Source organism: Monashia sp. HAY1-11D, assembly GCF_056868035.1.
In genome coordinates this window covers 3,891,435-3,914,871 of the sequence record NZ_CP200320.1, presented here as the reverse complement: position 1 = coordinate 3,914,871, position 23,437 = coordinate 3,891,435, and the positions used below count along the sequence as shown (strand labels likewise).

Genomic DNA, 23,437 nt, shown 5'->3' with positions numbered 1-23,437 from the left:
GCCCAGCCTAGTGACCGGCGTGCGACACGGGCGGAGCCTGCGTCGGCGTGCCGTCCGACAGGTCCGCGTCCTCGATCTCCTCGCGCGAGATGCCGAGCAGGTAGAGCACCGAGTCGAGGTAGGGCACGTTGACCGACGTCTGGGCCTGTTCGCGCACAAGGGGTTTGGCGTTGAAGGCGACCCCGAGCCCGGCGATGTCAAGCATGTCGAGGTCGTTGGCCCCGTCGCCGATCGCCACGGTGCGGCTCAGCGGCAGGCCCTCGTCCGCGGCGAACTCGCGCAGCGCACGCGCCTTGCCCGCGCGGTCGACGACCTCGCCGACGACGCGTCCGGTCAGGACGCCGTCCGCGACCTCGAGGCGGTTGGCGCGGGCGTGGTCGATGCCGAGCTCCTGCGCGAGCTCGCCCACGATCTCGATGAACCCGCCGCTGACGAGCCCCACGGTGAAGCCCAGACGCTTGAGCGTGCGCACGAGCGTGCGCGCCCCCGGCGTCAGCACGACGGAGTCGCGCACCTCCGCGAGCACCGACTCGGGCAGGCCGGCGAGGGTGGCGACACGGGCCCGCAGCGACTCCTCGAAGTCGAGCTCACCGGCCATCGCCCGGGCCGTGACCTCTGCCACCTCGGCCTCGCGGCCGCAGTGCGCGGCGAGCAGCTCGATGACCTCCTGCTGGATCAGCGTCGAGTCCACGTCGAGGACGACGAGCCTGCGGCCGCGTCGGGCGAGCCCACCGGGTGCCACGGCGACGTCGATGCCCGCGCCGGCGGCGACGAGCGCGAGCTCGGTGCGCAGCGAGGCGACGTCGGCACCGGAGATGTCGAACTCGACGGTCGTCACGGGGTAGCGCGACAACCGGCGGATGCGGTCGATGTTGGCCCCGTGCTGCGCGATGTGGCTCGTCACGAGCGAGACCGCGTCGGCGCGCAGCGGGGCGCCGAGGACCACGACCGCCGCCCTGCCCTGACGCGACCGCGCGTTGTCACCGGTGCCCTCGAGGACCGACAGGGTCAGCCCGAGCCGGTGCGCGGCGACGGCGGCGGCGTCGCGGAGCTGCTCGGCGTGGTCGCCGGCGCGCAGCAGGACGGCGAGGGTCAGGTGGCCGTGGACGGCGACCTGCTGGATGTCGAGCAGCTCTGCACCGACCCCGGACAGCGCGCTGAGGAGTCCCCCGGTGACGCCGGGGCGGTCCTTCCCGGTCACCGTGACGCTGAGCGTGGCGCCGGGCTCGGTCACCCCCGGCTCGGTGCCCTCCGCTCCCGCCGCGGCCCCACCGAGGGTCTGCGCAGCGTCGGGCATGCCCTCGGGCGTGGGACTGGCGTCGACCGGTCGGGTGCTGGCGTCACTCACGTCGTCAGGCTAACGAGCCGCCCCGGACCGCGGCCGCCCCATCCGGCATGCGACCGCCGGCGAGCCGGCTCACGGCTCACCGCGACGCATTGACCTCGTCCCGCCACTGGAGCAGGTCGCGGACCCGGGCCAGGTCGGGCTCGGCCGCCGCGACGCTCGCCGTGAACAGGCGGGTGCCGACGTCGTGCAGCTGCTGGGCGTTGCTCGCGTAGTCCCCGCGCTGGTCGGGGTTGCGGCCCGGCACGAAGGCCACGCCGGCGGAGCGCTCGATCTCCAGCGGGTCCCGGCCGCGCCGCTCGCACCAGGCGTCGAGCACACGGTGCTTGTGGGCGATCTGCTCGGGACCACCGAAGCCGTGCCAGATGTCCGCGTGCTCGGCGACGATGCGCAGCGTCTTCCGCTCGCCGCCACCGCCGACGAGGACTGGGATGTCGCGCGTCGGCGGTGGGTTGAGGCGGGTCCACCGGTCGCGGATGACCGGCAGGTCGCGAGCGAGGTCGTCGAGGCGTCCGCCCGCGGTGCCGAACTCGTAGCCGTACTCGTCGTAGTCGAGCTGCGCCCAGCCCGAGCCGATCCCGAGCACGAGCCGGCCGCCGCTGATGTGGTCGACGGTGCGGGACATGTCTGCGAGGAGGTTGGGGTTGCGGTAGCTGTTGCACGTGACGAGGGCGCCGATCTCGACGCGTTCAGTGGACTCCGCCCAGGCGCCGAGGATCGTCCAGCACTCGAAGTGCAGCCCGCCGCGGTCACCGCTGAGTGGGAAGAAGTGGTCCCAGCCGAGGAGGACGTCGACGCCCATCTCCTCGAGCGTCGCGGCGGTGCGCCGGATCTGGGCCCACGTCGCGTGCTGCGGCGGGACCTGGACGCCGACCCGCGCCGGCCGCGGGTCGGCGGCGCTCCGCGGCGTGGCGAGCTCGTCGGGTGTCGTCGCGGCCGCGCGGGTCACGCGGTGACGACCTGGTCCTTGCCGACCACGACGATGCCTGTCTCGGTGACGTGGAAGCCGCGAGCCCGGTCGTGGTCGTGGTCGATCCCGATCTGGCAGCCGTCGGGCACGCGGACGTTCTTGTCGATGATCGCCCGCCGGATCTGCGCGTGCCGCCCGACCTCGACACCGTCGAGGATCACCGACCCCTGGATGCTCGCGTACGAGTGCACGTGCACGAGGGGGAGAGCACGGACGCGTACACGTGGGCACCGGACACGACGACGCCGGGGGAGACGGCCGAGTTGAGGGCCTCGCCGATCCGGTCCCCGCTGCCGTGCACGAACTTGGCCGGCGGGTACGGCGCGTGCTGTGTGTAGATCGGCCATTCGTAGTTGTAGAGGTTGAAGACGGGGTGGATCGACACGAGGTCCATGTGCGCGTCGTAGTACGACTCGATGGTGCCGACGTCGCGCCAGTAGCCCCGGTCGCGGTCGGTGGAGCCCGGCACGTCGTTGTCCTTGAAGTCGTAGACGCCGGCCTCGCCACGGCCCACGAAGTACGGCACGATGTCGCCGCCCATGTCGTGGTTGCTCGCGTCGTTGTCGTGGTCGCGGGTCACGGCGTCCTCGAGCGCGTCCGCGGTGAAGACGTAGTTGCCCATGGAGGCCAGCACCTCGTTCTCGTTGTCGGGCAGGCCTTTCGGGTCGCTCGGCTTCTCGAGGAACGCGGCGATCTTCGTCGGGTCGGCGTCGTCGACCTCGATGACGCCGAACTGGTTCGCGAGCGAGATGGGCTGGCGGATCGCGGCGACTGTGCACGCCGCTCCGGAGTCGATGTGCTGCTCGACCATCGCTCCGAAGTCCATGCGGTACACGTGGTCGGCGCCCACGACGACCACGATGTCGGGACGCTCGTCGTGCATGAGGTTGAGGCTCTGGTAGATCGCGTCGGCGCTGCCGAGGTACCAGTTCTTGTCGACGCGCTGCTGGGCCGGCACGGTCGTGACGTAGTTGCCGAGCAGCGTCGACATGCGCCAGGTCTTGGTCACGTGCGCGTCGAGGCTGTGCGACTTGTACTGCGTGAGGACGACGACCTGCAGGTAGCCGGAGTTGACGACGTTCGACAGCGCGAGGTCGATGAGGCGGTAGATGCCCGCGAAGGGCACGGCTGGTTTGGCCCGGTCGGCAGTCAACGGCATCAAGCGTTTGCCCTCACCTCCCGCGAGAACGATCGCGAGCACTTTCGGTCCTGCGGCGGGGCTTCGTCGGGCCATGTCGCCACAGTAGGGCAGGCGTGCACGACCCGACAGGTTGCGCCACGAACAAACCCTTGCCGTCCCGAGAGGCGGGACTAGTCTGCCAACGTGCGCGTCGACATCCTCAGCAAGGAGTACCCGCCCGCGATCTACGGTGGAGCCGGCGTTCACGTCGCCGAGCTCGTCCGTGCCCTGCGCGAGCGAGGTGACCTCGACGTGCAGGTGCGGTGCTTCGGGGCGCCGCGGGACGAAGAGGGCACGACGGCCTACGCCGACGTGCCCGGGCTCGTCGGCGCGAACGCCGCGCTGCAGACTCTCGGCGTCGACCTCGGCATGGCCGGTGACTGCGTCGGCGCGGACCTGGTCCACTCGCACACGTGGTACGCCAACCTGGGCGGCCACCTCGCCTCCCTCCTCGGCGGGATGCCGCACGTCGTCACCGCCCACTCGCTGGAACCCATGCGCCCGTGGAAGGCCGAACAGCTCGGCGGCGGCTACCGCGTCTCGTCGTGGGCCGAGCGGACCGCCTACGAGGCCGCGGCCGGGGTGGTCGCCGTGAGCGCCGGCATGCGCGAGGACATCCTCAAGAGCTACCCGTCGCTCGACCCGGAGCGGGTGCACGTGGTGCACAACGGCATCGACTCGCAGCTGTGGGCGCCGGACCGCTCGGAGGCGGCACGCGCGACGGTCGTGCGGCACGGCGTCGACCCCGACCGCCCGTCGGTCGTCTTCGTCGGTCGCATCACCCGCCAGAAGGGCCTGCCGTACCTGCTCCGGGCGTGTGCCCAGCTGCCGCCCGACGTGCAGCTCGTGCTGTGCGCCGGTGCTCCCGACACGCCGGAGATCCTGGCCGAGGTCGAGGGCCTCATGAACGACCTGCGGGCGAGCCGCGAGGGCGTCGTGTGGATCGCCGAGATGCTGCCGCGTTCCGAGGTCGTCGCGCTGCTCAGCCACGGCACGGTGTTCGTCTGCCCGTCGGTCTACGAGCCGCTCGGCATCGTGAACCTCGAGGCCATGGCGTGCGAGCTGGCCGTCGTGGCCACCGCCACGGGAGGCATCCCCGAGGTCGTCGTCGACGGCGAGACGGGGTGGCTCGTGCCGATCGAGCAGGTGCAGGACGGCACCGGCACCCCGGTCGATCCCGACCGCTTCGTCGCCGACCTCGCCGCCGCGCTGTCCGACGCCGTCTCCGACGTCGACCGGGCCCGGGCGCGTGGGCTGGCGGGCCGGGCCCGCGCCGTGGAGTCGTTCTCGTGGGCCTCCATCGGCGACCGCACCCTCGACGTCTACCGGGCGGTCCTCGACAGCTGATGCCGTCCGGTTCGACCAGGCGGTCCGACTGGGCCGATGCACCACGCGCGCTCGTGCGCGCGGTCGAACGGTCGCTCGGCGCGCGCGTGGTGGGGCAGGAGGCGGTGCAGGGCGGGACGTCATCGCGTGTCGCCGCTCGTCTGAGTCTCGACGACGAGCGCCAGGTGTTCGTGAAAGCGGTTGCCGCACAGCAGGATCCGAGGGCCTTCAGCCGGTACGCTCAAGAGGCCGACGTGCTCCGGCGACTGCCGGAGGACGTCCCGCACGCCCCCCTGCTCACCTCGGCGAGGCACGACGACTGGTTCGCCATCGTGACGAGCGCCGCGTCCGGGTCTGCCGTCGGGCCGCCGTGGCGCACCCAGCACGTCGCGGCCGTCACCGACGCCATCACCCGGACCTCGGGACGCACGGACGTCCGCGGTCTCGCGCCGGCCGTCGAGCGGCTGCCCGCCCTCGACGGGTGGCAGCAGCTCGCGTCCCGGCCAGAGGTGCTCGACGACTGGGAGCGCGGCCGCCTGCAGACCCTGGTCGCGATGAGCGACGGCTGGCGCACGTGGACGGCGGGGCCGCACCTCGTGCACCTCGCCGTGCGCTGCGACAACGTCGTCGAGCACGAGGACGGTGTGTGGCTCGTCGACTGGGGGCGTGCCGCCGCCGGCGCGGCGTGGCTCGACGCAGCCGGGCTCGCCGTCGACGTCGTCGCGTCAGGGCATGTCGGCGGAGGCGCGATGGCGCTCAGTACCGCTCGCGGAATCCTGGCCGGGCTCCCGTACGAGGCAACGCGACTCATGGTCGCCCTGGCCGGGACGCTGCGTCAGAGCTCGCTGCGTGAGCCGGTGGCGGCGGTACCCGGCCTGCGCGCCTGGCAGGCCGCCCGGGCCGGGGCGTTGCGACCTCTTCTCGAAGCGACCGTCACCCGATGAGACGCCCGGCCACGCTGTACCTGGCGCCGGTCGCCTCGGCGGGAGCGCCCAGGATCATCTCGAGCAGGTCGCGCGGCTTCGGGTACTCCGGGCCGAGGGCGGCCAGGTAGGCCTCGTGCGCCTCGAGTGAGGCCACCGCCGCCTCGAAGTGGTCGGATGCGTCGACGAAGTGCGTGGGCTCGGGGTCGCCGGTGACGAGAAGCTGCTTGACCTGCCACGGCTCGTGCCCCTCGTCGACGAGGTCGGGGAAGATCCACCGGTTGCCGGCGTCGGCCTTGGCGTCGATGGTCGCGAGCCCGACCGCCCGATGGTCGGCCTGGTTGACGAAGCCGCCGGGGAAGCGGTCGGCGTAGGTCTGCCCGACGACGAGGTCGGGTCGGCGGATGCGGATCTCGCGCGCGATGGCCCGACGCAGCGGCAGCCCGTACTCGACGGCGCCGTCGGTGAAGTCGAGGAACTCGACCACCTCGACGCCGACCCGTGCGGCGCCCTCGCGCTCCTCCCGCTCCCGGAGGGGACCGGCCTCGTCCGGGTGGGTCGTGTCGATGCCGGCCTCACCGCGGGTCGCGAGCAGGTAGGTCACGGTCTTGCCGGCCTTGACCCACTTGTCGACCAGGGCGGCCGTGCCGTACTCGAGGTCGTCGGGGTGTGCCACGACGCACAGCACGCGCTCGAAGGCGGACTCGTCGAGGGGCGTCAGCTGCGGCGGCGTCGTCGTCATGGCACCAATCTAGGGACCTTGGCGGGTCCGGCGGGGGATGTGAGGATGGGGCATGCTGAACCTCGACCTCGCGCGCCGGCTCTCGGACGCCGGCCTGGCCTGGGAACCCCGCTCGGGCGACCGGTTCGTCGTCCCGGTCGCCGGCATGGAGGAGGAGGTCTTCGTCATCAGCGACCTCACCGTCGACGTGCACCACTTCACGACCGGCGACGTCATCGGGTTCAACGGTACGACCGAGTGGGCCCTCGACAGCGTCGAGCGGGACAAGGTGGTGTGGCTGCCGCGCGAGGAGCAGCTGCGCGACCGGCTCGGTGACGCGTTCGTGGCGCTCGAGCGGCTCGACGGCGGCTTCGCCGTCGTCCTGAGGAGTCCGTCAGGAGAGGAGGAGCGGCACGTCGACATCGACGCCGAGCGCGCCTACGCCAGAGCGCTTCTCGAACACCTTGCGGCCTGAGCCCTCAGGCCGGACGCCACCCGGCGATGGACATGACGGCGACGTTGGTCGCGTCGGCGAGCGCTGCGTCGGCGTCCGCGCCGAGGTCGCGCAGGAGCATGGCGCGGGTCGCCGTCGTGGCGACGTCGACGCCGGCGCTGCCGAGGCTCGTCAGCCCGGCGGTGCGGTGGGCCAGGCGGGCGACGTTGGCGGCGAGCGACATGATGCGCAGTGCCCGTCCGGACGTCCCCTCGGGCACGCCCCACAGCGACGCGTCGAGGTCGGTCTCGGCGTCCGCGCGGGCCCGGGTGCCCCAGGGCTGGCCGCCGGCGGCCTCGAACCGGTCGGTGTGCGTGCGTAGCGACTGGATGAGGCCGCGCTCGATCTCGCGCAGGTCGAGCATCTCGAGGCGGTGCCGCGGGATGGGGTCGGCCTCGTACGCGGTCCAGTCCGCGCGGTAGCCGACGTCACCGTCGGGGCCGAACTCCGACAGCGTCGGGACGAGGACGCCGCCGATGCCGGCGACGAACACGCACTCACCCGAGTCCGCGGCGGCGGCGGCAGCAGCCGCCGACCCCTGCGGCATGCGGCTGACGTCGCCGGGACGGGGCAGGGCGACGAAGAGGGCCCGCTCGCCGAGGTCACGCCACACGTCGAGCCGGCCGAGGTCACCGGCGACGTGGTCGAGGTCGGGGAAGGAACGCCGCAGCGCCTCGGTCGTCGTGACGTCGCCGCGCCACGAGGCCGTGACCCAGAGCGCGAGGCGCACGGACGCGGGCAGCTCGGACACCCCGCCATCGTAGGGTGAGCCGCGGGGTCGACCGGCGGTGCGTGCCATAGGGTCGGGGCCATGAGCGACGTCCTCGCCCTCGCCGGTGTCAGTGTCCGACGCGGACCCACGACGCTCCTCGACGACGTCTCGTGGGAGGTCGAGGAGGGCGAGCGCTGGGTCGTCCTCGGCCCCAACGGCGCCGGCAAGACGACGTTGCTCCAGGTGGCGGCGGCGCGGATGCACCCGACGACCGGCGTCGCCGGGGTCCTGGGCGAGGTGCTCGGTGCCGTCGACGTCTTCGAGCTGCGACCCCGCATCGGCCTGGCGAGCGCCGCGATGGCCGAGCGCATCCCCGGCGACGAGATCGTGGGCAACGTCGTCGTCACCGCCTCGTACGGCATCATCGGACGCTGGCGCGAGTCGTACGAGCACGTCGACTACGTGCGTGCCATGGAGCTGCTCAAGGCGCTCGGCGCCGACCACCTCGCCGACCGCCGGTACGGCACCCTGAGCGAGGGTGAGCGCAAGCGCGTCCAGATCGCCCGCGCCCTCATGACCGACCCGGAGCTCATGCTGCTCGACGAGCCGGCCGCCGGCCTCGACCTCGGTGGCCGCGAGGACCTCGTGCGTCGGCTCGGCGACCTCGCCTCCGACACCGAGGCCCCGGCGCTGGTCCTCGTGACCCACCACGTCGAGGAGATCCCACCCTCGTTCACCGACGTCCTCCTGCTCCGGGAGGGACGCGTCGTCGCGGCCGGGCCGATTCCGCTGACCCTCACCGAGGAGAACCTGTCCGAGACCTTCGGGATCCCGCTCGTGCTCGAGCAGCACGGCGAGCGCTGGTCGGCCCGCGCCCGGTCCTGATCTCAGGGAACTGGGGCAGAATCGGAGACGTCACAGGAGTGACGCACGGGGCGTCGGTGCCCTTCGCCGGGCACCGACTCTGACGAGACGGGGTGGGCGCGGTGTTCGAGGGCTACGCGTGGGTGGTCTGGCTGGGGGTGGCGCTGGTCCTCGTGGCGGTCGAGACGGCCACGGTGGACTTCACCTTCCTCATGCTCGCCGGTGGCGCGGTCGGCGGGTCCCTCGCCGCGGCCTTCGGTGCCCCTCCGGCCGTCCAGGCCGTCGTCGCGGCCCTCGTGGCCGTGGCGCTGCTCGCCGTCGTGCGTCCCTGGCTCAAGAGGCGCCTCACCTCCCACGCCCCGGCCCTCCTCATGGGTGCGGCCGCGAACGTCGGCCGGTCGGCCGTCGCGCTCGACCGCGTGACGAGGGCCGGCGGCCGCGTCAAGCTCGCGGGCGAGGAGTGGTCGGCCCGCACGCTCGGGGACAGCATCGAGCCGGGTGAAGAGGTCGTCGTCGACTCGATCGACGGCGCCACCGCCATCGTCAGCCGCGCGCACATCGTCGGCGGCTGACCGTTTCGACGCCCGGGCCGACCGGTCCGGGCCAGCGACCACGCGTCCTCGGGGGCGCGTGGCCAGACAAGGAGAAGGTCGTGGACCCGGTACTCATCATCCCGATCCTCATCGTGATCGTCGCAGCCGTCGTCGTGCTGCGGACGGTCCGGATCGTGCCCCAGCAGACCGCGCAGATCGTCGAGCGCGTCGGCAGCTACAACAAGACGCTCACCGCCGGCATCCACTTCCTCGTGCCGTTCGTCGACAAGGTGCGCGCCAACATCGACCTGCGCGAGCAGGTCGTCTCGTTCCCCCCGCAGCCGGTCATCACCTCGGACAACCTCGTCGTCAGCATCGACACCGTCATCTACTACTCGGTCATCGACGCCAAGGCGGCCGTCTACGAGATCGCCAACTTCATCCAGGGCATCGAGCAGCTGACGGTCACGACCCTGCGCAACGTGATCGGCTCGCTCGACCTCGAGCAGACGCTGACGAGCCGCGACCAGATCAACGGCCAGCTCCGCGGTGTCCTCGACGAGGCCACCGGAAAGTGGGGCATCCGCGTCAACCGCGTCGAGCTCAAGGCCATCGACCCGCCGCACTCGGTCCAGGACTCGATGGAGAAGCAGATGCGCGCCGAGCGCGACCGCCGCGCCGCGATCCTCACGGCCGAGGGCGTCAAGCAGTCCGCGATCCTCACGGCCGAGGGTGAGAAGCAGAGCCAGATCCTCCGCGCCGAGGGCTCGGCCCAGGCCCGAATCCTCGAGGCCCAGGGCCAGGCCCGCGCCATCCAGCAGGTCTTCTCGGCGATCCACCGCGGCAAGCCCACCCAGAAGCTGCTCGCGTACCAGTACCTCCAGGTGCTGCCCCAGATCGCCCGCGGTGACTCGAACAAGATGTGGATCGTCCCCTCGGAGCTCACCGACGCCCTCAAGGGCATCGGCAACGCCCTCGGGGGCACCGACCCGCGCACCACCGAGGACGACGAGGCCTGGGTGCAGACGACCGACGCCGAGGAGGACGCCTTCGCCGAGACGATCCTCGAGGACTCGGCCAAGGCGCTGGCCGAGGCCCGGGGCCAGGCCGCCGCGGCCAGTGCCGAGTCGACCGAGCACGCGGCGCCGATCGGCCGCCAGCAGCCGCCCGTGCAGCCGACCGGGGAGGTGCCCCCGCCGCCGGTGGCGCCCTCGCAGCCGATGCCTGGTCAGACGCCGGCCGTCGCGCCCGCAGCTGAACCCCAGACACCGGGCGAGGTCGGGGAGGCGCCGGTTACCGGCCAGGAGCCGCCGACCCGGCAGTGACGCGTCCGGCCGGCGACCGTGGACCGGCTCGATCGACACCGGGCCACCCTCTGTAGGGTGGCCGGGTGTCGTTCTGGTCCTCGGCCGCCGTCGCGCTCGCCGGGACCGGCGCCGGCATCATCAACACGATCGTCGGGTCCGGCACGCTGCTGACCTTCCCGACGCTCCTCTTCTTCGGCGTCAACCCGCTCGTCGCCAACGTGTCGAACAACATCGGGCTCGTCGCCGGCGGGGTCACCGGGTCGTGGGGGTACCGGCACGAGCTGACCGGGGCCGGGCCGACCCTGCGCCGCCTCATGCCGCTGTCGTTCCTCGGCTCGGTCGTCGGCGCAGGGCTGCTCCTCGTGCTGCCGCCCCAGGCGTTCAAGGCCATCGTGCCGGTGCTCATCCTCGTCGCGGTCGCCCTCGTGGTCGCCGGCCCGGTGGTGCAGCGGCGCCGGGCCCTAGCCGACGTCAGCGCGGTGCCCACACGGCACCCGGGCGGGGCGGGCGAGCCCGGACCCGCCGACGGAGCGGCCGTGGACGCGTCACGGCTGCGCGAGCCCCGATGGCACACCCCGGCCGTGGCGGTCGGCGTCTTCGTCGCCGGCACGTACGGCGGGTACTTCGGCGCGGCCCAGGGCGTCCTGCTCATGGGTCTGTTCAGCCTGCTCAGCAGCGAGTCGCTCCAGCGCCTCAACGGCTACAAGAACGTCCTGTCGCTCATCGTCAACTTCGTCGCGGCGTGCGTGTTCGTGCTCTTCGCCCGCGACCACGTCGACTGGCTGGTCGTCCTGCTCGTCGGGGGCGGCTCGTTCGTCGGCGGCATCATCGGCGCGCGCATCGGCCGACGCATCCCGCCGAACGCCCTGCGCGCCCTCATCGTCGTCATCGGCGTCGTGGCCGTGGTCCGGCTCGTGTGGTTCTCGTGAGGGGAGCAGCCGACGTGCCGATCGAGATCACCGACCCCGCCGACCCGAGGCTCGAGGACTACGTCGGGCTCACCGACGTGGCGCTGCGTCGGCGTACCGAGCCCGAGCGCGGCCTCTACATCGCCGAGAGCGAGAAGGTCATCAGACGGGCGCTGGGGGCGGGGCACGCGCCGCGGTCGTACCTCATGGCGCGGCGCTGGCTCGACGACCTCGCCGACGTCGTGACCGACGCCGAGGCCGCCGGTGTGCCGGTGTTCGTCGGCGAGCACGACGTCATCGAGCAGCTCACCGGGTTCCACCTGCACCGCGGAGCCCTGGCCGCGATGCAGCGTCCGGTCCTGCCGGAGGTGCCCGACCTGCTGCGCGACGCACGCCGGGTCGTCGTGCTCGAGGACATCGTCGACCACACGAACGTCGGGGCCGTCTTCCGTAGCGCCGCCGCGCTCGGCGTCGACGCCGTGCTCGTCACGCCCCGGTGTGCCGACCCCTTGTACCGCAGGTCGATCCGCGTCTCCATGGGCACCGTCTTCCAGGTGCCCTGGACCCGCATCGACCCGTGGCCGCAGGGTGTCGACGTGCTCCACGACGCCGGGTTCACCGTGGCCGCCATGGCCCTGACCGACGACTCGGTCGGCCTCGACGAGCTCGAGGCGGACCCGCCCCCGCGCCTCGCGGTGGTCCTCGGCACCGAGGGGGACGGGCTCCGGCCGCGCACGGTCGCTTCCGCGGACCTCACGGTCCGCATCCCGATGGCCGGCGGCGTCGACTCGCTCAACGTCGCGGCGGCGAGCGCCGTCGCGATGTGGGCCGTGCGGCCCCGCTGACCCACGCCCTGCGCCTCAGCCGCGGACGAGGCGCGCCATCAGCCGGTCGAGCTCGACGGCGGGGTCCTCGCAGAGCCCCCCGTGCACCGGTCCCGGCTGCACGACGGTGGAGCGCGGCGCGATGATCCAGCCGAACCGCTGTCCGAGCTTGTCGAGCACCGGTCTGCCGCGCCCGGTCTCGCCCCGGCACACGGCCCGCACCTGGTCGAGCATGGCGCGCACGCCGTCGAGGTCGCACGTCGGGCACAGCGCCGCGGCCCGGGCCACGTCGAGCTCCCAGGCGGCGTCGAGGAAGTCGGCCTCCTGGCTGTAGAGGACGACGCCGACGTTGATGAACTCCTCGCGGTCGACGCGGGGGACCAGTCGCAGCAGGACGTACTGGTAGGCGTTCACGCGGCGACCTCCGTCGGCAGCCACGCGGCCGGGCTGCCGAGCCGAGCGGCCAGCATCCGGGCGTACGCCTCGCGCACCTGCGCAGGACCGGTGAGGAACGGGGTGTCCTCGAGCCACTCGTCGGGCACGTCGGCGAGCAGCGTGGACACGGCACCGGGCGTGACGCGCGCCGCGAGCTCGTCGTGACGGGCGCCGACGTCCCCGGCCACGTCGCGCAGGACGTGTCGCGACGCGTCGAACGGCTGGGCGGCGAAGCGGTCGGGGTCCGGCGCGCGGCTCGGCCACGAGTGGTGGAAGTAGAGCGAGGCGCCGTGGTCGATGGCCCACGTGCGCCCGTGCCAGACGAGCAGGTTGGGGTTGGACCAGGTGCGGTCCACGTTGGCGGTGAGCGCATCGAGCCACAGGATGCGCTCGGCGAGGTCGCGGTCGGGCGGCAGCGAGCCGTCGTAGCCGAGCGAGCCGGGCAGGAAGTCCACCCCGAGGTTGGTGCCGACCGAGGCGGTCAGCAGGTCCTGGACCTCCTCGTCGGCCTCGTAGCGGGCGATGCGCGGGTCGAGGTCGATGACGGCGAGGTCCGGCACCGGCACGTCGACGAGGCGCGCGAGCCCGGCGACGACGACCTCGGCCACGAGCACCTTGAGGCCCTGTCCGGCGCCGCGGAACTTCAGAACGTACGTTCCGTCGTCGTCGGCCTCGACGATCCCCGGGAGCGACCCGCCTTCCTTGAGCGGCGTGACGTAGCGGGTCGCGGTGAGCCGGGGGAGCACGGCGTCAGCCTAGTGGCCGCTCCTCGTCGAGCCGCGCCGCTCCCGACCAGGCGCGTCCGACGGTCGTCGCCGCGGCCGCGTAGAGGCCGCCGAAGGCGATGAGCGGCCACCAGGCGAGGCCGGACTCCGGCAGCAGGAGCGCACCGAGCGCGGCGGCGGCGACCATGCCCGCGTTGTAGACGACGTCGTAGGCCGAGAAGGCCCGGCCGAGCAGGTGGTCGGGCACGTGCGCCTGCATGAGGGAGTCGACGGTGATCTTGACGGCCTGGGAGGTCAGCGCGACCGCGAAGGCGACGGCCACGATGCTCCACGGCTGCAGGAACGGCCCGAGCAGCGCGCAGACGAGGGCGCCGACGACAAGGACCCGGGCCACGAACGGCAGCGCGGTGAGCCGCGGCTCGAGCCACGGCGTCACGAACGCCGCGGACGCGAAGCCGACGGCCGAGGCCGCCGCGGCCACCGTGAAGCCGAGCGCCCCGTGGCCGTGCTCGAACGGCCCGCGGAAGAGCAGCAGCGTCTGCAGGAGGAGGAACCCGAACGGCAGCCGCGTGAGGAAGACGAGCCCGAGCAGGACCCGCGCCCGACGGGGGCCGGTGCGGACCGCCTCGACGACACCGGCCACGACGGACCGCGCCACGTGCCCCAACGAGGGTGCCTCGGCGACGTCGTCGGGCCCGATGTCCGTCAGGCGGGAGGCGGCCCACATCGCCACGAGCGCGCCCGCCGCGCCGAGGACGACGACGACGAGGTCGGAGCCGCCGAGCGCCCGGATGCCGGTGCCGACGCCACCACCGAGGAGGTAGGCCAGGGACCCGCACGTCGGCGCGACGGAGTTGGCGCTGACGAGGTCGTCCGGCTCGACGACGTGCGGGATCGCCGACCCCAGGCCGGCGAGGATGAACCGGTTGACCGAGAAGACGAGCAGGACGAGGCCGAAGAAGAGCGGCCCGCTGTCGGCCCCGGTGACGATCGTGGCCACGCCGAGCATCGCCGCCGCCCGCAGCCCCTGGCTGACCACGAGGACGCGCCGGCGGTCCCACCGGTCGAGCAGCACCCCGACGAACGGTCCGAGCAGGCTGTAGGGCAGCAGCACCGTGGCGAAGGCCAGGGCGATGCTGCGGGCGTCGGCCGCCTTCTCCGGGTTGAAGAGCACGTGGCTGGCCAGGGCCACCTGGAAGATGCCGTCGGCGCCCTGGGAGGTGACCCGGCTGACGAACAGCCGACGGAAGCGGCGCCCGTGCAGCAGGCTCCAGAGCGCGCGCAGGAAGGTCACGGCGCACAGCGTACGGTCGGTGCCCCCACTCCGCGGCACGCGGGCAGTCGGGTCAGCGGGCGAGCCGCCCGATGAGGGCAGCCGCGCAGGCGATGCCGGCCACGGCGCTGCCGGCGAGCACGCCGAGGTCGAGCCAGTAGCTCGTGGGGGTGCCGAGGAGCAGGCCACGCAGGGCCGACACCTCGTACGTCAGCGGGTTGACGTGGCTGAGCACGCGGAGCCAGCCGGGCATGAGCTCGACCGGGTAGAGGGCGTTGGAGGCGAAGAAGAGCGGCATCGTGATGGCCTGCCCGATGCCCATGAGGCGGTCGCGTCTCAGCGCGATGCCGGCGATCGACAGGGACAGGCACGAGAAGAACGCCGCCCCGAGCATGACGACCACGACGACGCCGAGCAGGCGCAGCGGGTTCCACGTCATCCCGACGCCCATGAGCGCGGCCACGACGACGACGATGACGGCCTGGGCCACCGAGCGGACACCGGCCGCGAAGGCCTTGCCGGCGACCAGTGCGGCCCGTGGCGTCGGGGTGACGAGCAGCTTGGTCAGGACTCCCGCGTCGCGCTCCCAGATGATCTGGATGCCGTAGAAGATCGCGATGAACAGGGCCGACTGCGCGATGACCCCGGGGGCCAGGAAGTCGAGATAGGGCACGTCCCCGGTCGGGATGGCCCGGATGCGGCTGAACGTCGTGCCGAAGATGACGAGCCAGAGGACCGGCTGGATGGCGCGCGTCGCGAGCTCGCTGCGGTCGTGCCGCAGCTTCTGCAGCTCGACGAGGCAGAACGTGCCGACGCGCGAGACGAGCAGCCGCGGTCCGGTGCGCGGGGCGCGCTCAACCGAGGCGGCGCGCGGTTCGACGCGTTGCCCGGACACTGCGCAGCCCTCCGTCCTGCTCGTCCTCGAGGGTGTCGCCGGTGTGCTGGCGGAAGACGTCCTCGAGGCTCGCGCCGCCGCCGGCGGCGGCCTTGAGGTCGCCGGGCGAGCCGAGGGCGCGCAGCGCACCGTGGTGCAGGAGGGCCACGCGGTCGCACAGCGCGTCGGCCTCCTCCATGTAGTGCGTGGTGAGGACGACGGTCATGCCGTGGTCGTCCTGCATCTGGGCGACCCGCTGCCAGACGCTGTCGCGCGCGACGGGGTCGAGGCCGACCGTCGGCTCGTCGAGGACGAGGAGCGCCGGCTGGTTGACGAGCGCCTGGGCCAGCTCGAGGCGCCGGACCATGCCACCGGAGTAGGTCGAGGCCAGCCGGTGCTGGTCGGGCAGCAGGTCGACCATGGCGAGGACCTCGTCGACGCGGGTGGCCCGCTCGCGGCGGGGCACGTCGAAGAGCCGGGCGAACCACTCGACGTTCTCGCGGCCGCTCAGGGCCCCCTCGATCGACAGTTGCTGGGGCACGTAGCCGATGAGGCGCCGCACCTGCATCGCCCGGGCGCGCACCGAGTGGCCGAACACCTCGACCTGCCCCTCCTGCAGGGGCAGCAGGGTGTTGAGCAGGCGGATCGTCGTCGTCTTGCCGGCGCCGTTGGGTCCGAGCAGGCCGAAGCACTCACCGGGCTCCACCGTGAGGCTGAGGTGATCGACGGCCCGGTGCCGGCCGAAGCTGTAGCCGAGGTCACGGATGTCGAGGGCGGGCGCCGCCGTCACGCGGTCACCGTCCTGGTTGCTCGACGGTGGCGCCCGCCGGTGTGGTGGCGTTCGCAGCGGTCGTCGTCGACGGGACCGAGGAACCGGGCGGGGTCGGCGGGTTCGGGGTGCCCGGCTCGGGGAGCGATGCGGCGACGCGCGCCAGGAGCGGCAGCGCCCGGGCGACGGCGGCGCGTTCCTCGGCGTCGAGCGCGTCGAGGGCGACGACGGTGGCCTGGGTCCGACGGTCGCGCCAGTGCTCGAGCGCCGCAGCGGCTGACGGTGTCAGCTCGAGGCGCGCGATGCGTCGGTCGGCGGCGTCGCGCACGCGCACGATGACGTCGAGCCCGGTCAGCTGGCCCACGAGCGTCGACACGGTGTTCGGAGCCAGCCCCAGTGCCGAGGCCGCCTCCGCGACGCCGATGCCGGGGTTGCGCCGAACGACGCGGACCAGCTCGAGCTGGGCGCCCGAGAGCCCGAGATCGGGCAGGGGAGTGCCGACCAGGCGGCGCGACCGGCGACGGAACAGGCCGATGACGTCGTGGACGTCGTCGGCCAGGGCCGCGGCGGTGCGGGCAGGGCGGTCTCGGCCGGTCACGAGATCGAGATTATCTCGATGGTCATCTCGGTGTCAGAGGTGTCGACGGGCCCCGTCGACGGTCATCGAGTCATGGAGTCATGGAGTCATGGAGTCATGGGGTGATGGGGTCATGTCGTCAGGGCCCGGGACAGGGACGGGGACCGGCGCTGGGAACGCGAGAACCCCCGGGCGCTGGGGCCCGGGGGTTCCGTGGGTGTCGAGGGGGGGACTTGAACCCCCACGCCCGTTAAGGGCACTAGCACCTCAAGCTAGCGCGTCTGCCATTCCGCCACCCCGACAAGGTGATGAGCAAGGGGGCTCGAGGGAGCCCCTTGCGGCGAGGAGAACGTTACAGGGGCCCCGACCAAAAGACCAAACGACCCCAGCCGTCACCGGCATCCGTCCGGTCGGGGTCGCCGCCGACCACCTAGGCTGGCCGCATGAGCGAGCCCGTCGACCGCACCGCCACGATCGCCGCCGAGGACGAGGTGGCCCGCATCTGCGCCGATCTCATCCGCATCGACTCGACGAACTACGGCGACGGCAGCGGGCCGGGGGAGCGCAAGGCGGCCGAGTACGTGCTGGGCCAGCTCGCCGAGGTCGGCCTCGACGCGGAGCTGCTCGAGAGCGAGCCGGGACGCGCGACGGTGGTCCTGCGCCTCGAGGGCGAGGACCCGACGCGTCCGGGTCTGGCCGTTCACGGTCACCTCGACGTCGTGCCGGCCGACGCCGCCGACTGGCAGGTCGACCCGTTCGCGGCGGAGGAGCGCGAGGGCTGCATCTGGGGCCGGGGCGCGGTCGACATGAAGGACATGGACGCGATGATCCTCGCGAACGTCCGGCAGCTGGCACGCACGGGGACCAAGCCCGCCCGCACCACGACGGTGGTCTTCTTCGCCGACGAGGAGGCCGGCGGCACGTACGGCAGCCACTGGCTGGTCGACCACCACCCGGAGTGGTTCGAGGGCGTCAGCGAGGCGGTCAGCGAGGTCGGCGGGTACAGCGTCACGGTGCCCACGCCGCAGGGCGAGCGTCGGGCCTACCTGCTCCAGACGGCGGAGAAGGGCATCGCCTGGCTGCGCCTGCGCGCGCACGGACGGGCCGGGCACGGCTCGGTTCCCAACGCCGACAACGCGATCGTGCACCTCGCAGGGGCCATCGGCCGGATCGCCGCGCACGAGTGGCCGCGCGAGTACATCGCCTCGGTGCGCGACCTGCTCGAGGGGCTGAGCGCGCTCACCGGCATCGGGTATGCCGACGACGACCTCGAGGAGCTGCTGGGCGCCATGGGCGGCGCCCAGGGCTTCGTGCGCGGGACGCTGCGCGACACCGCCAACGTCACCATGCTCGAGTCGGGCTACAAGCACAACGTCGTCCCGCAGACCGCGACGGCCGCGCTCGACTGCCGGTTCCTGCCCGGCCACGAGGACGACCTCATGGAGACGGTGCGCCGCCTCGCCGGCGAGCACGTCGACGTCGAGGTCGTGCACCGTGACGTCGCGCTCGAGGCGCCGTTCGACGGGCACCTCGTCGAGGCGATGAAGCAGTCCCTGCTGCGCGAGGACCCCGAGGCGAGCGTGCTGCCCTACTGCCTCTCCGGCGGCACCGACAACAAGGCGCTCGGCCGCCTGGGCATCACCGGGTACGGGTTCGCGCCGCTGCGCCTGCCCGCCGACCTCGACTTCGCCCCGATGTTCCACGGCATCGACGAGCGGGTGCCCGTCGAGTCGCTGCGGTTCGGGGCGCGCGTCCTCGGCGACTTCCTGCGCACCTGCTGACCCGCTGCCGGACGGGCCGGACCCACCCCGCTCACCGGGCGAGGGGCCGAACGGTCAGGCGGTGCGCTGGACGCGCATGATGCGCCGCCGCAGCCACATCCGCCGGACGCCGCCCTCGTAGACCACGGTGCGGAACAGCTCCCAGCGGCCGTACTCGGCGTGCTCGCGCAGCTGCTGCCGCGCGTCGGTCTTGGACGTGCGGCGGTCGAAGGTGAGGACCCGGTACTCGTACTCCGTCATCGCCGCCCATTGTGACACCACCGATACCTGAGGCGTCGACGCATCGCGATAGCCTCGACCGGTACTCGTCGGAGGGGAGCCGACGCACACAGGGGAACCGCCGTGGCCTGGCCCGGCGCCGATGGCCCAGGAGGTCAATCACATGAAATGGAACCTGCGCCGGGTCGCGGCCGCGCTCGTCGTCGTGCCCGCGGTCCTCGGTGTCACGGCCTGTGGCAAGGCCGACGCCCCGCCGGCCGCCAGCACCGCGCCGGCCTCGGCCGCCGCCACGAGCACCAGCGCGCCTGCCGACGCGGGCGGCCCGTACAAGGACAAGGCGGCGTTCGTCGACGCGCTGAAGAAGGGCGCCGCGACGGCCACCACGGCGCACGTGACGATGACGATGGGTACCGCCGGCCAGAAGATGGAGATGACCGGCGACACCAAGGTCGACCCGGGCAACCCGGCCATGAAGGTGTCGATGGACATGGCCGGCCAGATGCAGCTCGACATGATCCTCGTGGACAAGAAGATCTACATGAAGGGCGTCCCCGGACAGAAGCCCGGCAAGTGGGCGGTCCTCGACAGCTCGTCGGCGATGGGCCGGCAGCTGACGTCCTCCCTGGCCCAGGCCGACCCGACGAAGATGTACGACCAGTTCGACAAGGCCCTCACGGACGTGAAGTTCGTCGGAGAGGACTCCCTCGACGGTCAGTCGATGGACAAGTACCAGCTGACGCTCGACACGTCGGCGATCGAGGGTCAGCTCGGCGCGGACGCCAAGGGCCAGCTGCCCAAGACCATCCTCTACACGGTGTGGCTCGACGACCAGGACCACCTGCGCCGCGTCACGTTCGACATCTCCGGCGTCAAGGCCGACATGCGGATGAGCAAGTACGGCGAGCCCGTCGACATCACGGCGCCTGCCGCCAAGGACACCGTGAAGGCGCCGATGTGACCGACCCCGTCCACGGCTGAGCCCCCCCGCCCGGCCCGCCGACGCCGACGACCCCGCCGCGACCCGTCGCGCCGGGGTCGTCCCGCGTCCGGACCCGGGTCCACGACGCGAGCGGCAATGCGGTTCTCTGCACGCGACGCGTCGACTACGGTCGTGGCATGACCGTCGACCCGCGTTCCGCGCTCGAGAAGCTCGTCGCCGCCTTCGAGCGCCACTACGAGGCCGCGTCGGCCAGCCGCGACCCCGACCACCCGATGGTGGTCGCCGCCGCGCAGGACCTCGCCGAGGCGTTCGACGACTACGACGAGGCGCTCTACGAGGCCACCGAGGTCGCGACGCCGCTCGCCATCTACGGCGACGACTTCGACGGGCACGAGGACGACGACGGTTCTGACGGCCGGGTCTACGCGGGCCTCGACCCCGACGAGTACGACGAGGACGACGACCTCGACGACGAGGACGACGACCTCGACGACGAGGACGACGACCTCGACGACGAGGACGACGACCTCGACGACGAGGACGACGACGAGGACGACGACTACGAGGACGAGGAGGCGGACCTGCCCCGGCGCGACGCCTCGCACGGCGCGCGTCCCGGGTCCTCCGGGAGCTGAGTCGCGGGTCGACCCGGCGTCGAACCGGGTGGCTCGCTCAGGCGGAGACGTCGTCCAGGGCGCCGACGATCTCGGCCGGCAGCTCGAGGTCCAGGCTGGCCAGGGCCGTTCGCAGCTGGCTGGTCGTGCGCGCGCCGACCACCGGCGCGGCCACGGCCGGGCGGTCCCGTACCCAGGCCAGCGCGACCTCGGCGGCCGACGTGCCCAGGCCACGCGCGGCCATGGCCACGGCCTCGACGACCCCCGCGCTGTGCTCGTCGAGGAAGCGCTGGGCGAAGCCGGGGAAGTCGCTCGAGGCCGCCCGGGAGCCCGAGGGGATGCCGTTGCGGTACTTGCCGGTCAGCACGCCGCGTCCGAGCGGTGACCACGGCAGGAGGCCGAAGCCGAGCCCCACCGCGGCGGGGACGACCTCCGTCTCGGCGTCGCGATGGACCAGTGAGAGCTGGACCTCGTTGGCCACCAAGGGCACCCGCGCCGACTCGAGCAGGCTGAACGCGCGTGCGGACTGCCAGCCGGAGTAGTTCGACACGCCGACGTAGCGGGCCCGGCCCGACACCGCGGCCCACTCGAGCGCCGACAGGGTCTCGGACAGCGGCACGTCGTCGGACCACGTGTGCACGAGCCAGAGGTCGACGTGGTCGGTGCCGAGGCGACGCAGCGACGCCTCGAGCTGGGCCATGAGGCCACGACGCGACACGTCGACGCGTCGCTCGCCCGACGCGCGGGAGATGCCGGCCTTGGTGCACACGACGAGGTCCTCGCGAGGGACGACGTCGCCGATGAGCCCGCCGAGGATGGTCTCGGCGTCGCCGCCGCCGTAGCCGTAGGCGGTGTCGACGAGGTTGCCGCCCGCGTCGACGAACGCCCGCAGGTGCTCGGCGGCGTCGTGGCGGTCGACGGCGTTGCCCCAGAGCATGGTCCCGAGCGCCAGGGGCGTGACGGAGAGACCGGACGACCCGAGACGCCTGCGCATGGTGGGACACGTTAGCCGGTCGGCCGACGGCGTCGTGACCGATAGCCTCGCCTGCATGAGACTCGGCGTGAACCTCGGGTACTGGGGACGCGGCACGACCGGCGAGGACATGGTCGCCGTGGCCCGCGCCGCCGACCGCCTCGGCTACGACAGCGCCTGGGTCGCGGAGGCCTACGGCAGCGACAGCGTCTCGATGCTGTCGTGGATCGGGGCGCTGACCGAGCGCATCGGCCTCGGCTCGGCCGTCATGCAGATCCCGGGCCGCACCCCGGCGATGACGGCCATGACCGCCGCCACCCTCGACACCATGTCGGGCGGCCGGTTCCGGCTCGGGCTCGGCGTCTCGGGCCCCCAGGTGAGCGAGGGCTGGCACGGCGTGCCCTTCGCCCAGCCGCTGGCGCGTACGCGCGAGTACGTCGAGGTGGTCCGTGCCGCCCTGCGGCGCGACGTCGTCGAGCACGCGGGCCGGCACTACCCGCTGCCCCTGCCGGGCGGCCCCGGCAAGGCCCTCAGGCTCGGGACGCGCCCCCTGCGCCCGCATGTTCCCGTCTACCTGGCAGCTGTCGGCCCGCGCAACCTCGCCCTCTCGGGAGAGATCGCCGACGGCTGGCTCGGCATCTTCTTCAGCCCCGACCACGCCGGCGACCACCTCGAGGTGATCCGCACCGCCCGGCGCGCCGCCGGTCGGGGCACGCCCGAGGACCCCCTGGCCGGCTTCGACGTCGTCGCGACGACCCCCGTCGTGCTCCTCGACGACGTCGAGGCGGCCGCGGCCCACGTGCGTCCGTACTGCGCCCTCTACATCGGTGGCATGGGCTCGCGGGAGCAGAACTTCTACAACCAGCTCGCCTGCCGGATGGGCTTCGAGGACGCCGCCGCCCGCGTCCAGGACCTCTACCTCGACGGCCGGCACCGCGAGGCCGCGGAGGCCGTCCCGCTCGAGTTCATCGACGAGACGGCCCTGCTCGGCTCGCCGGCACGCGTGGCCCGGCGGATGCAGCGCTACGCGGACGCCGGCGTCACGACGCTCGCCGTCGCCACGAGCGGCGGCATGACGCGCGACCAGGCGCTCGACACCGTCGAGGTGATGGCGGGCATCGCCGGCCTCGACGCGTCCGGCCGAGCCGACGCGGCGGGCTGACGCGGCTGGCTGACGCGGCGGCCCCGCAGGACCGCCCGCTAGGGTGCAGGCTGGTGCCGAGTGGCCGCCCCGTGCCGGGGCGCGCCGGGGCGCCGGTCCCGACCCCCACGCAGAAGGCTGACCACGACATGGCCGACCTCAGCTACCTCGATGCCGTCGTCCTCGGCGTCGTCGAGGGCCTGACCGAGTACCTGCCCGTCTCGTCGACGGGGCACCTCACGATCACCGAGAAGCTGCTCGGTCTGTCGGTCGACGACCCGGCGGTCACCGCCTACACCGCGGTCATCCAGCTCGGGGCCATCGTCGCGACGCTGCTCTACTTCTTCCGCGACATCGTCCGGTTCGCCCTGGCCTGGTTCCGTGGTCTCGGCAGTGCGGAGGCGCGCCGCGATCCCGACTACGGGCTCGCGTGGGCCGTCGTCATCGGCTCGGTCCCCGTCGGCGTCGTCGGGTTCCTCGGGCGGCACGCGATCGAGAGCACGTTGCGCAGCCTGTGGGTCGTCGCGGCGGCCCTGCTGCTGTGGAGCGTCGTCATGGTCGTCGCCGAGCGCGTGTACGCCCGGCACGAGGCCCGCGGCCTCGTGCGGGACGAGCACTCGGTCCGCCCGGTGGACGGGCTCGTCATCGGCCTCGTCCAGTGCTTCTCGCTCGTCCCGGGGGTCTCGCGCTCGGGTGCGACGATCTCGGCGGGCATCGCGCGCGGCATCAGCCGCGTCACGGCCACGCGGCTGTCGTTCTTCCTCGCGATCCCGGCCCTGACGGCCGCGGGCCTCTTCCAGGCGGTGCAGGAGAAGGAGGGCCTGACGGCGCTCGGCCTGGGGCCAGTGGTCGTCGGGCTCGTCGTCGCCTTCGTCGTCGCCTACGCCTCGATCGCCTGGCTGCTGCGCTTCGTCGCGACGAACAGCCTGATGGCCTTCGTCTGGTACCGCGTGCTGCTCGGCGTCGTCCTCGCAGCGGTGCTCGCCGCCGGCGTCATCAGCGCCACCTGA

Annotated in this window: 25 protein-coding genes, 1 tRNA gene and 1 pseudogene; 13 read left to right on the top strand and 14 right to left on the bottom strand. The window is 72.8% G+C overall.

The window, feature by feature from the left end; translation table 11 throughout:
- Positions 1–7: 7 nt before the first annotated feature.
- From serB to glgC, 3 genes and pseudogenes are all read right to left on the bottom strand, one after another.
- On the bottom strand, positions 8–1,348 hold the full coding sequence (gene serB / locus AC1VM9_RS18175; protein ID WP_483123616.1) for a phosphoserine phosphatase SerB: 1,341 nt from the start codon (positions 1,346–1,348) through the stop codon (positions 8–10).
- Positions 1,349–1,424: 76 nt separating this feature from the next.
- Positions 1,425–2,294, bottom strand: coding sequence for an LLM class F420-dependent oxidoreductase (locus AC1VM9_RS18170; protein WP_483123615.1), 870 nt, complete (start codon positions 2,292–2,294; stop codon positions 1,425–1,427).
- Positions 2,291–3,549: pseudogene (gene glgC / locus AC1VM9_RS18165) on the bottom strand (glucose-1-phosphate adenylyltransferase). Before glgC ends, AC1VM9_RS18170 begins: the two are co-directional and overlap by 4 nt.
- A 90-nt stretch (positions 3,550–3,639) precedes the next feature.
- Here glgC and glgA point away from each other — a divergent pair.
- Both glgA and AC1VM9_RS18155 read left to right on the top strand, forming a co-directional pair.
- Positions 3,640–4,842, top strand: coding sequence for a glycogen synthase (glgA, locus tag AC1VM9_RS18160; protein ID WP_481346222.1), 1,203 nt, complete (start codon positions 3,640–3,642; stop codon positions 4,840–4,842).
- 233 nt (positions 4,843–5,075) lie between these two features.
- Entirely contained in the window at positions 5,076–5,765 is a 690-nt protein-coding gene (locus AC1VM9_RS18155) for a hypothetical protein (protein WP_483123613.1), read from the top strand.
- On the opposite strand, the gene AC1VM9_RS18150 is transcribed toward AC1VM9_RS18155, so the two are convergent.
- Positions 5,755–6,486 (bottom strand): PIG-L deacetylase family protein, encoded by a 732-nt coding sequence (locus AC1VM9_RS18150; RefSeq protein ID WP_483123611.1) that lies wholly within the window; start codon positions 6,484–6,486, stop codon positions 5,755–5,757. The genes AC1VM9_RS18155 and AC1VM9_RS18150 overlap by 11 nt on opposite strands.
- A 52-nt stretch (positions 6,487–6,538) precedes the next feature.
- Here AC1VM9_RS18150 and AC1VM9_RS18145 point away from each other — a divergent pair, with 52 nt between their 5' ends.
- Positions 6,539–6,940 carry a pilus assembly protein CpaE gene (locus AC1VM9_RS18145; protein WP_481346219.1) on the top strand — a complete coding sequence of 134 codons (402 nt, stop codon included), beginning with the start codon at positions 6,539–6,541 and terminating at the stop codon, positions 6,938–6,940.
- Between the two features lie 4 nt (positions 6,941–6,944).
- Here AC1VM9_RS18145 and AC1VM9_RS18140 read toward each other — a convergent pair whose 3' ends face one another.
- Positions 6,945–7,709: a hypothetical protein gene (locus AC1VM9_RS18140; RefSeq protein ID WP_483123610.1), complete on the bottom strand. Its 765-nt coding sequence runs from the start codon at positions 7,707–7,709 to the stop codon at positions 6,945–6,947.
- A 60-nt stretch (positions 7,710–7,769) separates the two neighbouring features.
- Between AC1VM9_RS18140 and AC1VM9_RS18135 the strand changes: the two genes are divergently transcribed.
- The 5 genes from AC1VM9_RS18135 to AC1VM9_RS18115 all read left to right on the top strand — a co-directional run bounded on the left by AC1VM9_RS18135 (position 7,770) and on the right by AC1VM9_RS18115 (position 12,127).
- Complete coding sequence (locus tag AC1VM9_RS18135; RefSeq protein ID WP_481343555.1) at positions 7,770–8,555, top strand: ABC transporter ATP-binding protein; 786 nt, start codon at positions 7,770–7,772, stop codon at positions 8,553–8,555.
- Between the two features lie 92 nt (positions 8,556–8,647).
- Positions 8,648–9,106, top strand: coding sequence for an NfeD family protein (locus tag AC1VM9_RS18130; RefSeq protein WP_481343554.1), 459 nt, complete (start codon positions 8,648–8,650; stop codon positions 9,104–9,106).
- An 80-nt stretch (positions 9,107–9,186) separates the two neighbouring features.
- Positions 9,187–10,392 (top strand): SPFH domain-containing protein, encoded by a 1,206-nt coding sequence (locus AC1VM9_RS18125; RefSeq protein WP_483123609.1) that lies wholly within the window; start codon positions 9,187–9,189, stop codon positions 10,390–10,392.
- A 65-nt stretch (positions 10,393–10,457) separates the two neighbouring features.
- Entirely contained in the window at positions 10,458–11,303 is an 846-nt protein-coding gene (locus tag AC1VM9_RS18120) for a sulfite exporter TauE/SafE family protein (protein ID WP_481343552.1), read from the top strand.
- A gap of 14 nt (positions 11,304–11,317) precedes the next feature.
- Complete coding sequence (locus AC1VM9_RS18115; RefSeq protein WP_483123608.1) at positions 11,318–12,127, top strand: TrmH family RNA methyltransferase; 810 nt, start codon at positions 11,318–11,320, stop codon at positions 12,125–12,127.
- A 15-nt stretch (positions 12,128–12,142) separates the two neighbouring features.
- Here AC1VM9_RS18115 and AC1VM9_RS18110 read toward each other — a convergent pair whose 3' ends face one another.
- The 7 genes from AC1VM9_RS18110 to AC1VM9_RS18080 all read right to left on the bottom strand — a co-directional run bounded on the left by AC1VM9_RS18110 (position 12,143) and on the right by AC1VM9_RS18080 (position 17,061).
- A complete protein-coding gene (locus AC1VM9_RS18110; protein ID WP_481343550.1) occupies positions 12,143–12,520 on the bottom strand; it encodes a DUF3037 domain-containing protein in 378 nt (125 codons plus the stop codon).
- The gene (locus AC1VM9_RS18105) at positions 12,517–13,287 is read right to left on the bottom strand and encodes a HipA family kinase (protein ID WP_483123606.1); all 771 of its coding nucleotides are present in this window, start codon (positions 13,285–13,287) and stop codon (positions 12,517–12,519) included. Before AC1VM9_RS18105 ends, AC1VM9_RS18110 begins: the two co-directional genes overlap by 4 nt.
- Positions 13,288–13,291: 4 nt before the next feature.
- Positions 13,292–14,560, bottom strand: a complete 1,269-nt coding sequence (locus tag AC1VM9_RS18100) for an MFS transporter (RefSeq protein ID WP_481346214.1) — start codon at positions 14,558–14,560, stop codon at positions 13,292–13,294.
- Between the two features lie 52 nt (positions 14,561–14,612).
- Positions 14,613–15,434, bottom strand: coding sequence for an ABC transporter permease (locus AC1VM9_RS18095; RefSeq protein WP_481346213.1), 822 nt, complete (start codon positions 15,432–15,434; stop codon positions 14,613–14,615).
- On the bottom strand, positions 15,394–16,203 hold the full coding sequence (locus AC1VM9_RS18090) for an ABC transporter ATP-binding protein (protein ID WP_481346212.1): 810 nt from the start codon (positions 16,201–16,203) through the stop codon (positions 15,394–15,396). The genes AC1VM9_RS18095 and AC1VM9_RS18090 overlap by 41 nt, the downstream gene beginning before the upstream one ends.
- Positions 16,204–16,207: 4 nt before the next feature.
- Entirely contained in the window at positions 16,208–16,780 is a 573-nt protein-coding gene (locus AC1VM9_RS18085) for a MarR family winged helix-turn-helix transcriptional regulator (RefSeq protein ID WP_481346211.1), read from the bottom strand.
- A gap of 197 nt (positions 16,781–16,977) precedes the next feature.
- A tRNA-Leu gene (locus AC1VM9_RS18080) sits at positions 16,978–17,061 on the bottom strand.
- A 141-nt stretch (positions 17,062–17,202) separates the two neighbouring features.
- On the opposite strand from AC1VM9_RS18080, the gene AC1VM9_RS18075 reads away from it, so the two are divergent.
- Positions 17,203–18,540 carry a M20/M25/M40 family metallo-hydrolase gene (locus AC1VM9_RS18075; RefSeq protein ID WP_481341743.1) on the top strand — a complete coding sequence of 446 codons (1,338 nt, stop codon included), beginning with the start codon at positions 17,203–17,205 and terminating at the stop codon, positions 18,538–18,540.
- A 54-nt stretch (positions 18,541–18,594) separates the two neighbouring features.
- Here the strand turns inward: AC1VM9_RS18075 and AC1VM9_RS18070 are convergent, their stop codons facing one another.
- Positions 18,595–18,780 carry a DUF5703 family protein gene (locus AC1VM9_RS18070; RefSeq protein ID WP_481341742.1) on the bottom strand — a complete coding sequence of 62 codons (186 nt, stop codon included), beginning with the start codon at positions 18,778–18,780 and terminating at the stop codon, positions 18,595–18,597.
- 142 nt (positions 18,781–18,922) lie between these two features.
- On the opposite strand from AC1VM9_RS18070, the gene AC1VM9_RS18065 reads away from it, so the two are divergent.
- Both AC1VM9_RS18065 and AC1VM9_RS18060 read left to right on the top strand, forming a co-directional pair.
- A complete protein-coding gene (locus AC1VM9_RS18065) occupies positions 18,923–19,717 on the top strand; it encodes an SCO4651 family lipoprotein (RefSeq protein WP_481346210.1) in 795 nt (264 codons plus the stop codon).
- A gap of 158 nt (positions 19,718–19,875) precedes the next feature.
- The gene (locus AC1VM9_RS18060) at positions 19,876–20,334 is read left to right on the top strand and encodes a hypothetical protein (RefSeq protein WP_483123604.1); all 459 of its coding nucleotides are present in this window, start codon (positions 19,876–19,878) and stop codon (positions 20,332–20,334) included.
- Positions 20,335–20,371: 37 nt separating this feature from the next.
- Here AC1VM9_RS18060 and AC1VM9_RS18055 read toward each other — a convergent pair whose 3' ends face one another.
- Entirely contained in the window at positions 20,372–21,307 is a 936-nt protein-coding gene (locus AC1VM9_RS18055; protein WP_481346171.1) for an aldo/keto reductase, read from the bottom strand.
- Positions 21,308–21,362: 55 nt separating this feature from the next.
- On the opposite strand from AC1VM9_RS18055, the gene AC1VM9_RS18050 reads away from it, so the two are divergent.
- Positions 21,363–22,448 carry an LLM class F420-dependent oxidoreductase gene (locus AC1VM9_RS18050; RefSeq protein WP_483123602.1) on the top strand — a complete coding sequence of 362 codons (1,086 nt, stop codon included), beginning with the start codon at positions 21,363–21,365 and terminating at the stop codon, positions 22,446–22,448.
- Between the two features lie 128 nt (positions 22,449–22,576).
- On the top strand, positions 22,577–23,437 hold the full coding sequence (locus AC1VM9_RS18045) for an undecaprenyl-diphosphate phosphatase (protein ID WP_481341737.1): 861 nt from the start codon (positions 22,577–22,579) through the stop codon (positions 23,435–23,437).

Excerpts from the sequence above, each read along its gene's own strand:
- AC1VM9_RS18060 (WP_483123604.1), top strand. The coding sequence starts at position 19,876 with ATGACCGTCGACCCGCGTTCCGCGCTCGAGAAGCTCGTCGCCGCCTTC.
- AC1VM9_RS18150 (WP_483123611.1), bottom strand. The coding sequence starts at position 6,486 with ATGACGACGACGCCGCCGCAGCTGACGCCCCTCGACGAGTCCGCCTTC.
- AC1VM9_RS18050 (WP_483123602.1), top strand. The coding sequence starts at position 21,363 with ATGAGACTCGGCGTGAACCTCGGGTACTGGGGACGCGGCACGACCGGC.
- AC1VM9_RS18065 (WP_481346210.1), top strand. The coding sequence starts at position 18,923 with ATGAAATGGAACCTGCGCCGGGTCGCGGCCGCGCTCGTCGTCGTGCCC.
- AC1VM9_RS18145 (WP_481346219.1), top strand. The coding sequence starts at position 6,539 with ATGCTGAACCTCGACCTCGCGCGCCGGCTCTCGGACGCCGGCCTGGCC.
- AC1VM9_RS18135 (WP_481343555.1), top strand. The coding sequence starts at position 7,770 with ATGAGCGACGTCCTCGCCCTCGCCGGTGTCAGTGTCCGACGCGGACCC.
- AC1VM9_RS18045 (WP_481341737.1), top strand. The coding sequence starts at position 22,577 with ATGGCCGACCTCAGCTACCTCGATGCCGTCGTCCTCGGCGTCGTCGAG.
- AC1VM9_RS18070 (WP_481341742.1), bottom strand. The coding sequence starts at position 18,780 with ATGACGGAGTACGAGTACCGGGTCCTCACCTTCGACCGCCGCACGTCC.
- AC1VM9_RS18075 (WP_481341743.1), top strand. The coding sequence starts at position 17,203 with ATGAGCGAGCCCGTCGACCGCACCGCCACGATCGCCGCCGAGGACGAG.
- AC1VM9_RS18055 (WP_481346171.1), bottom strand. The coding sequence starts at position 21,307 with ATGCGCAGGCGTCTCGGGTCGTCCGGTCTCTCCGTCACGCCCCTGGCG.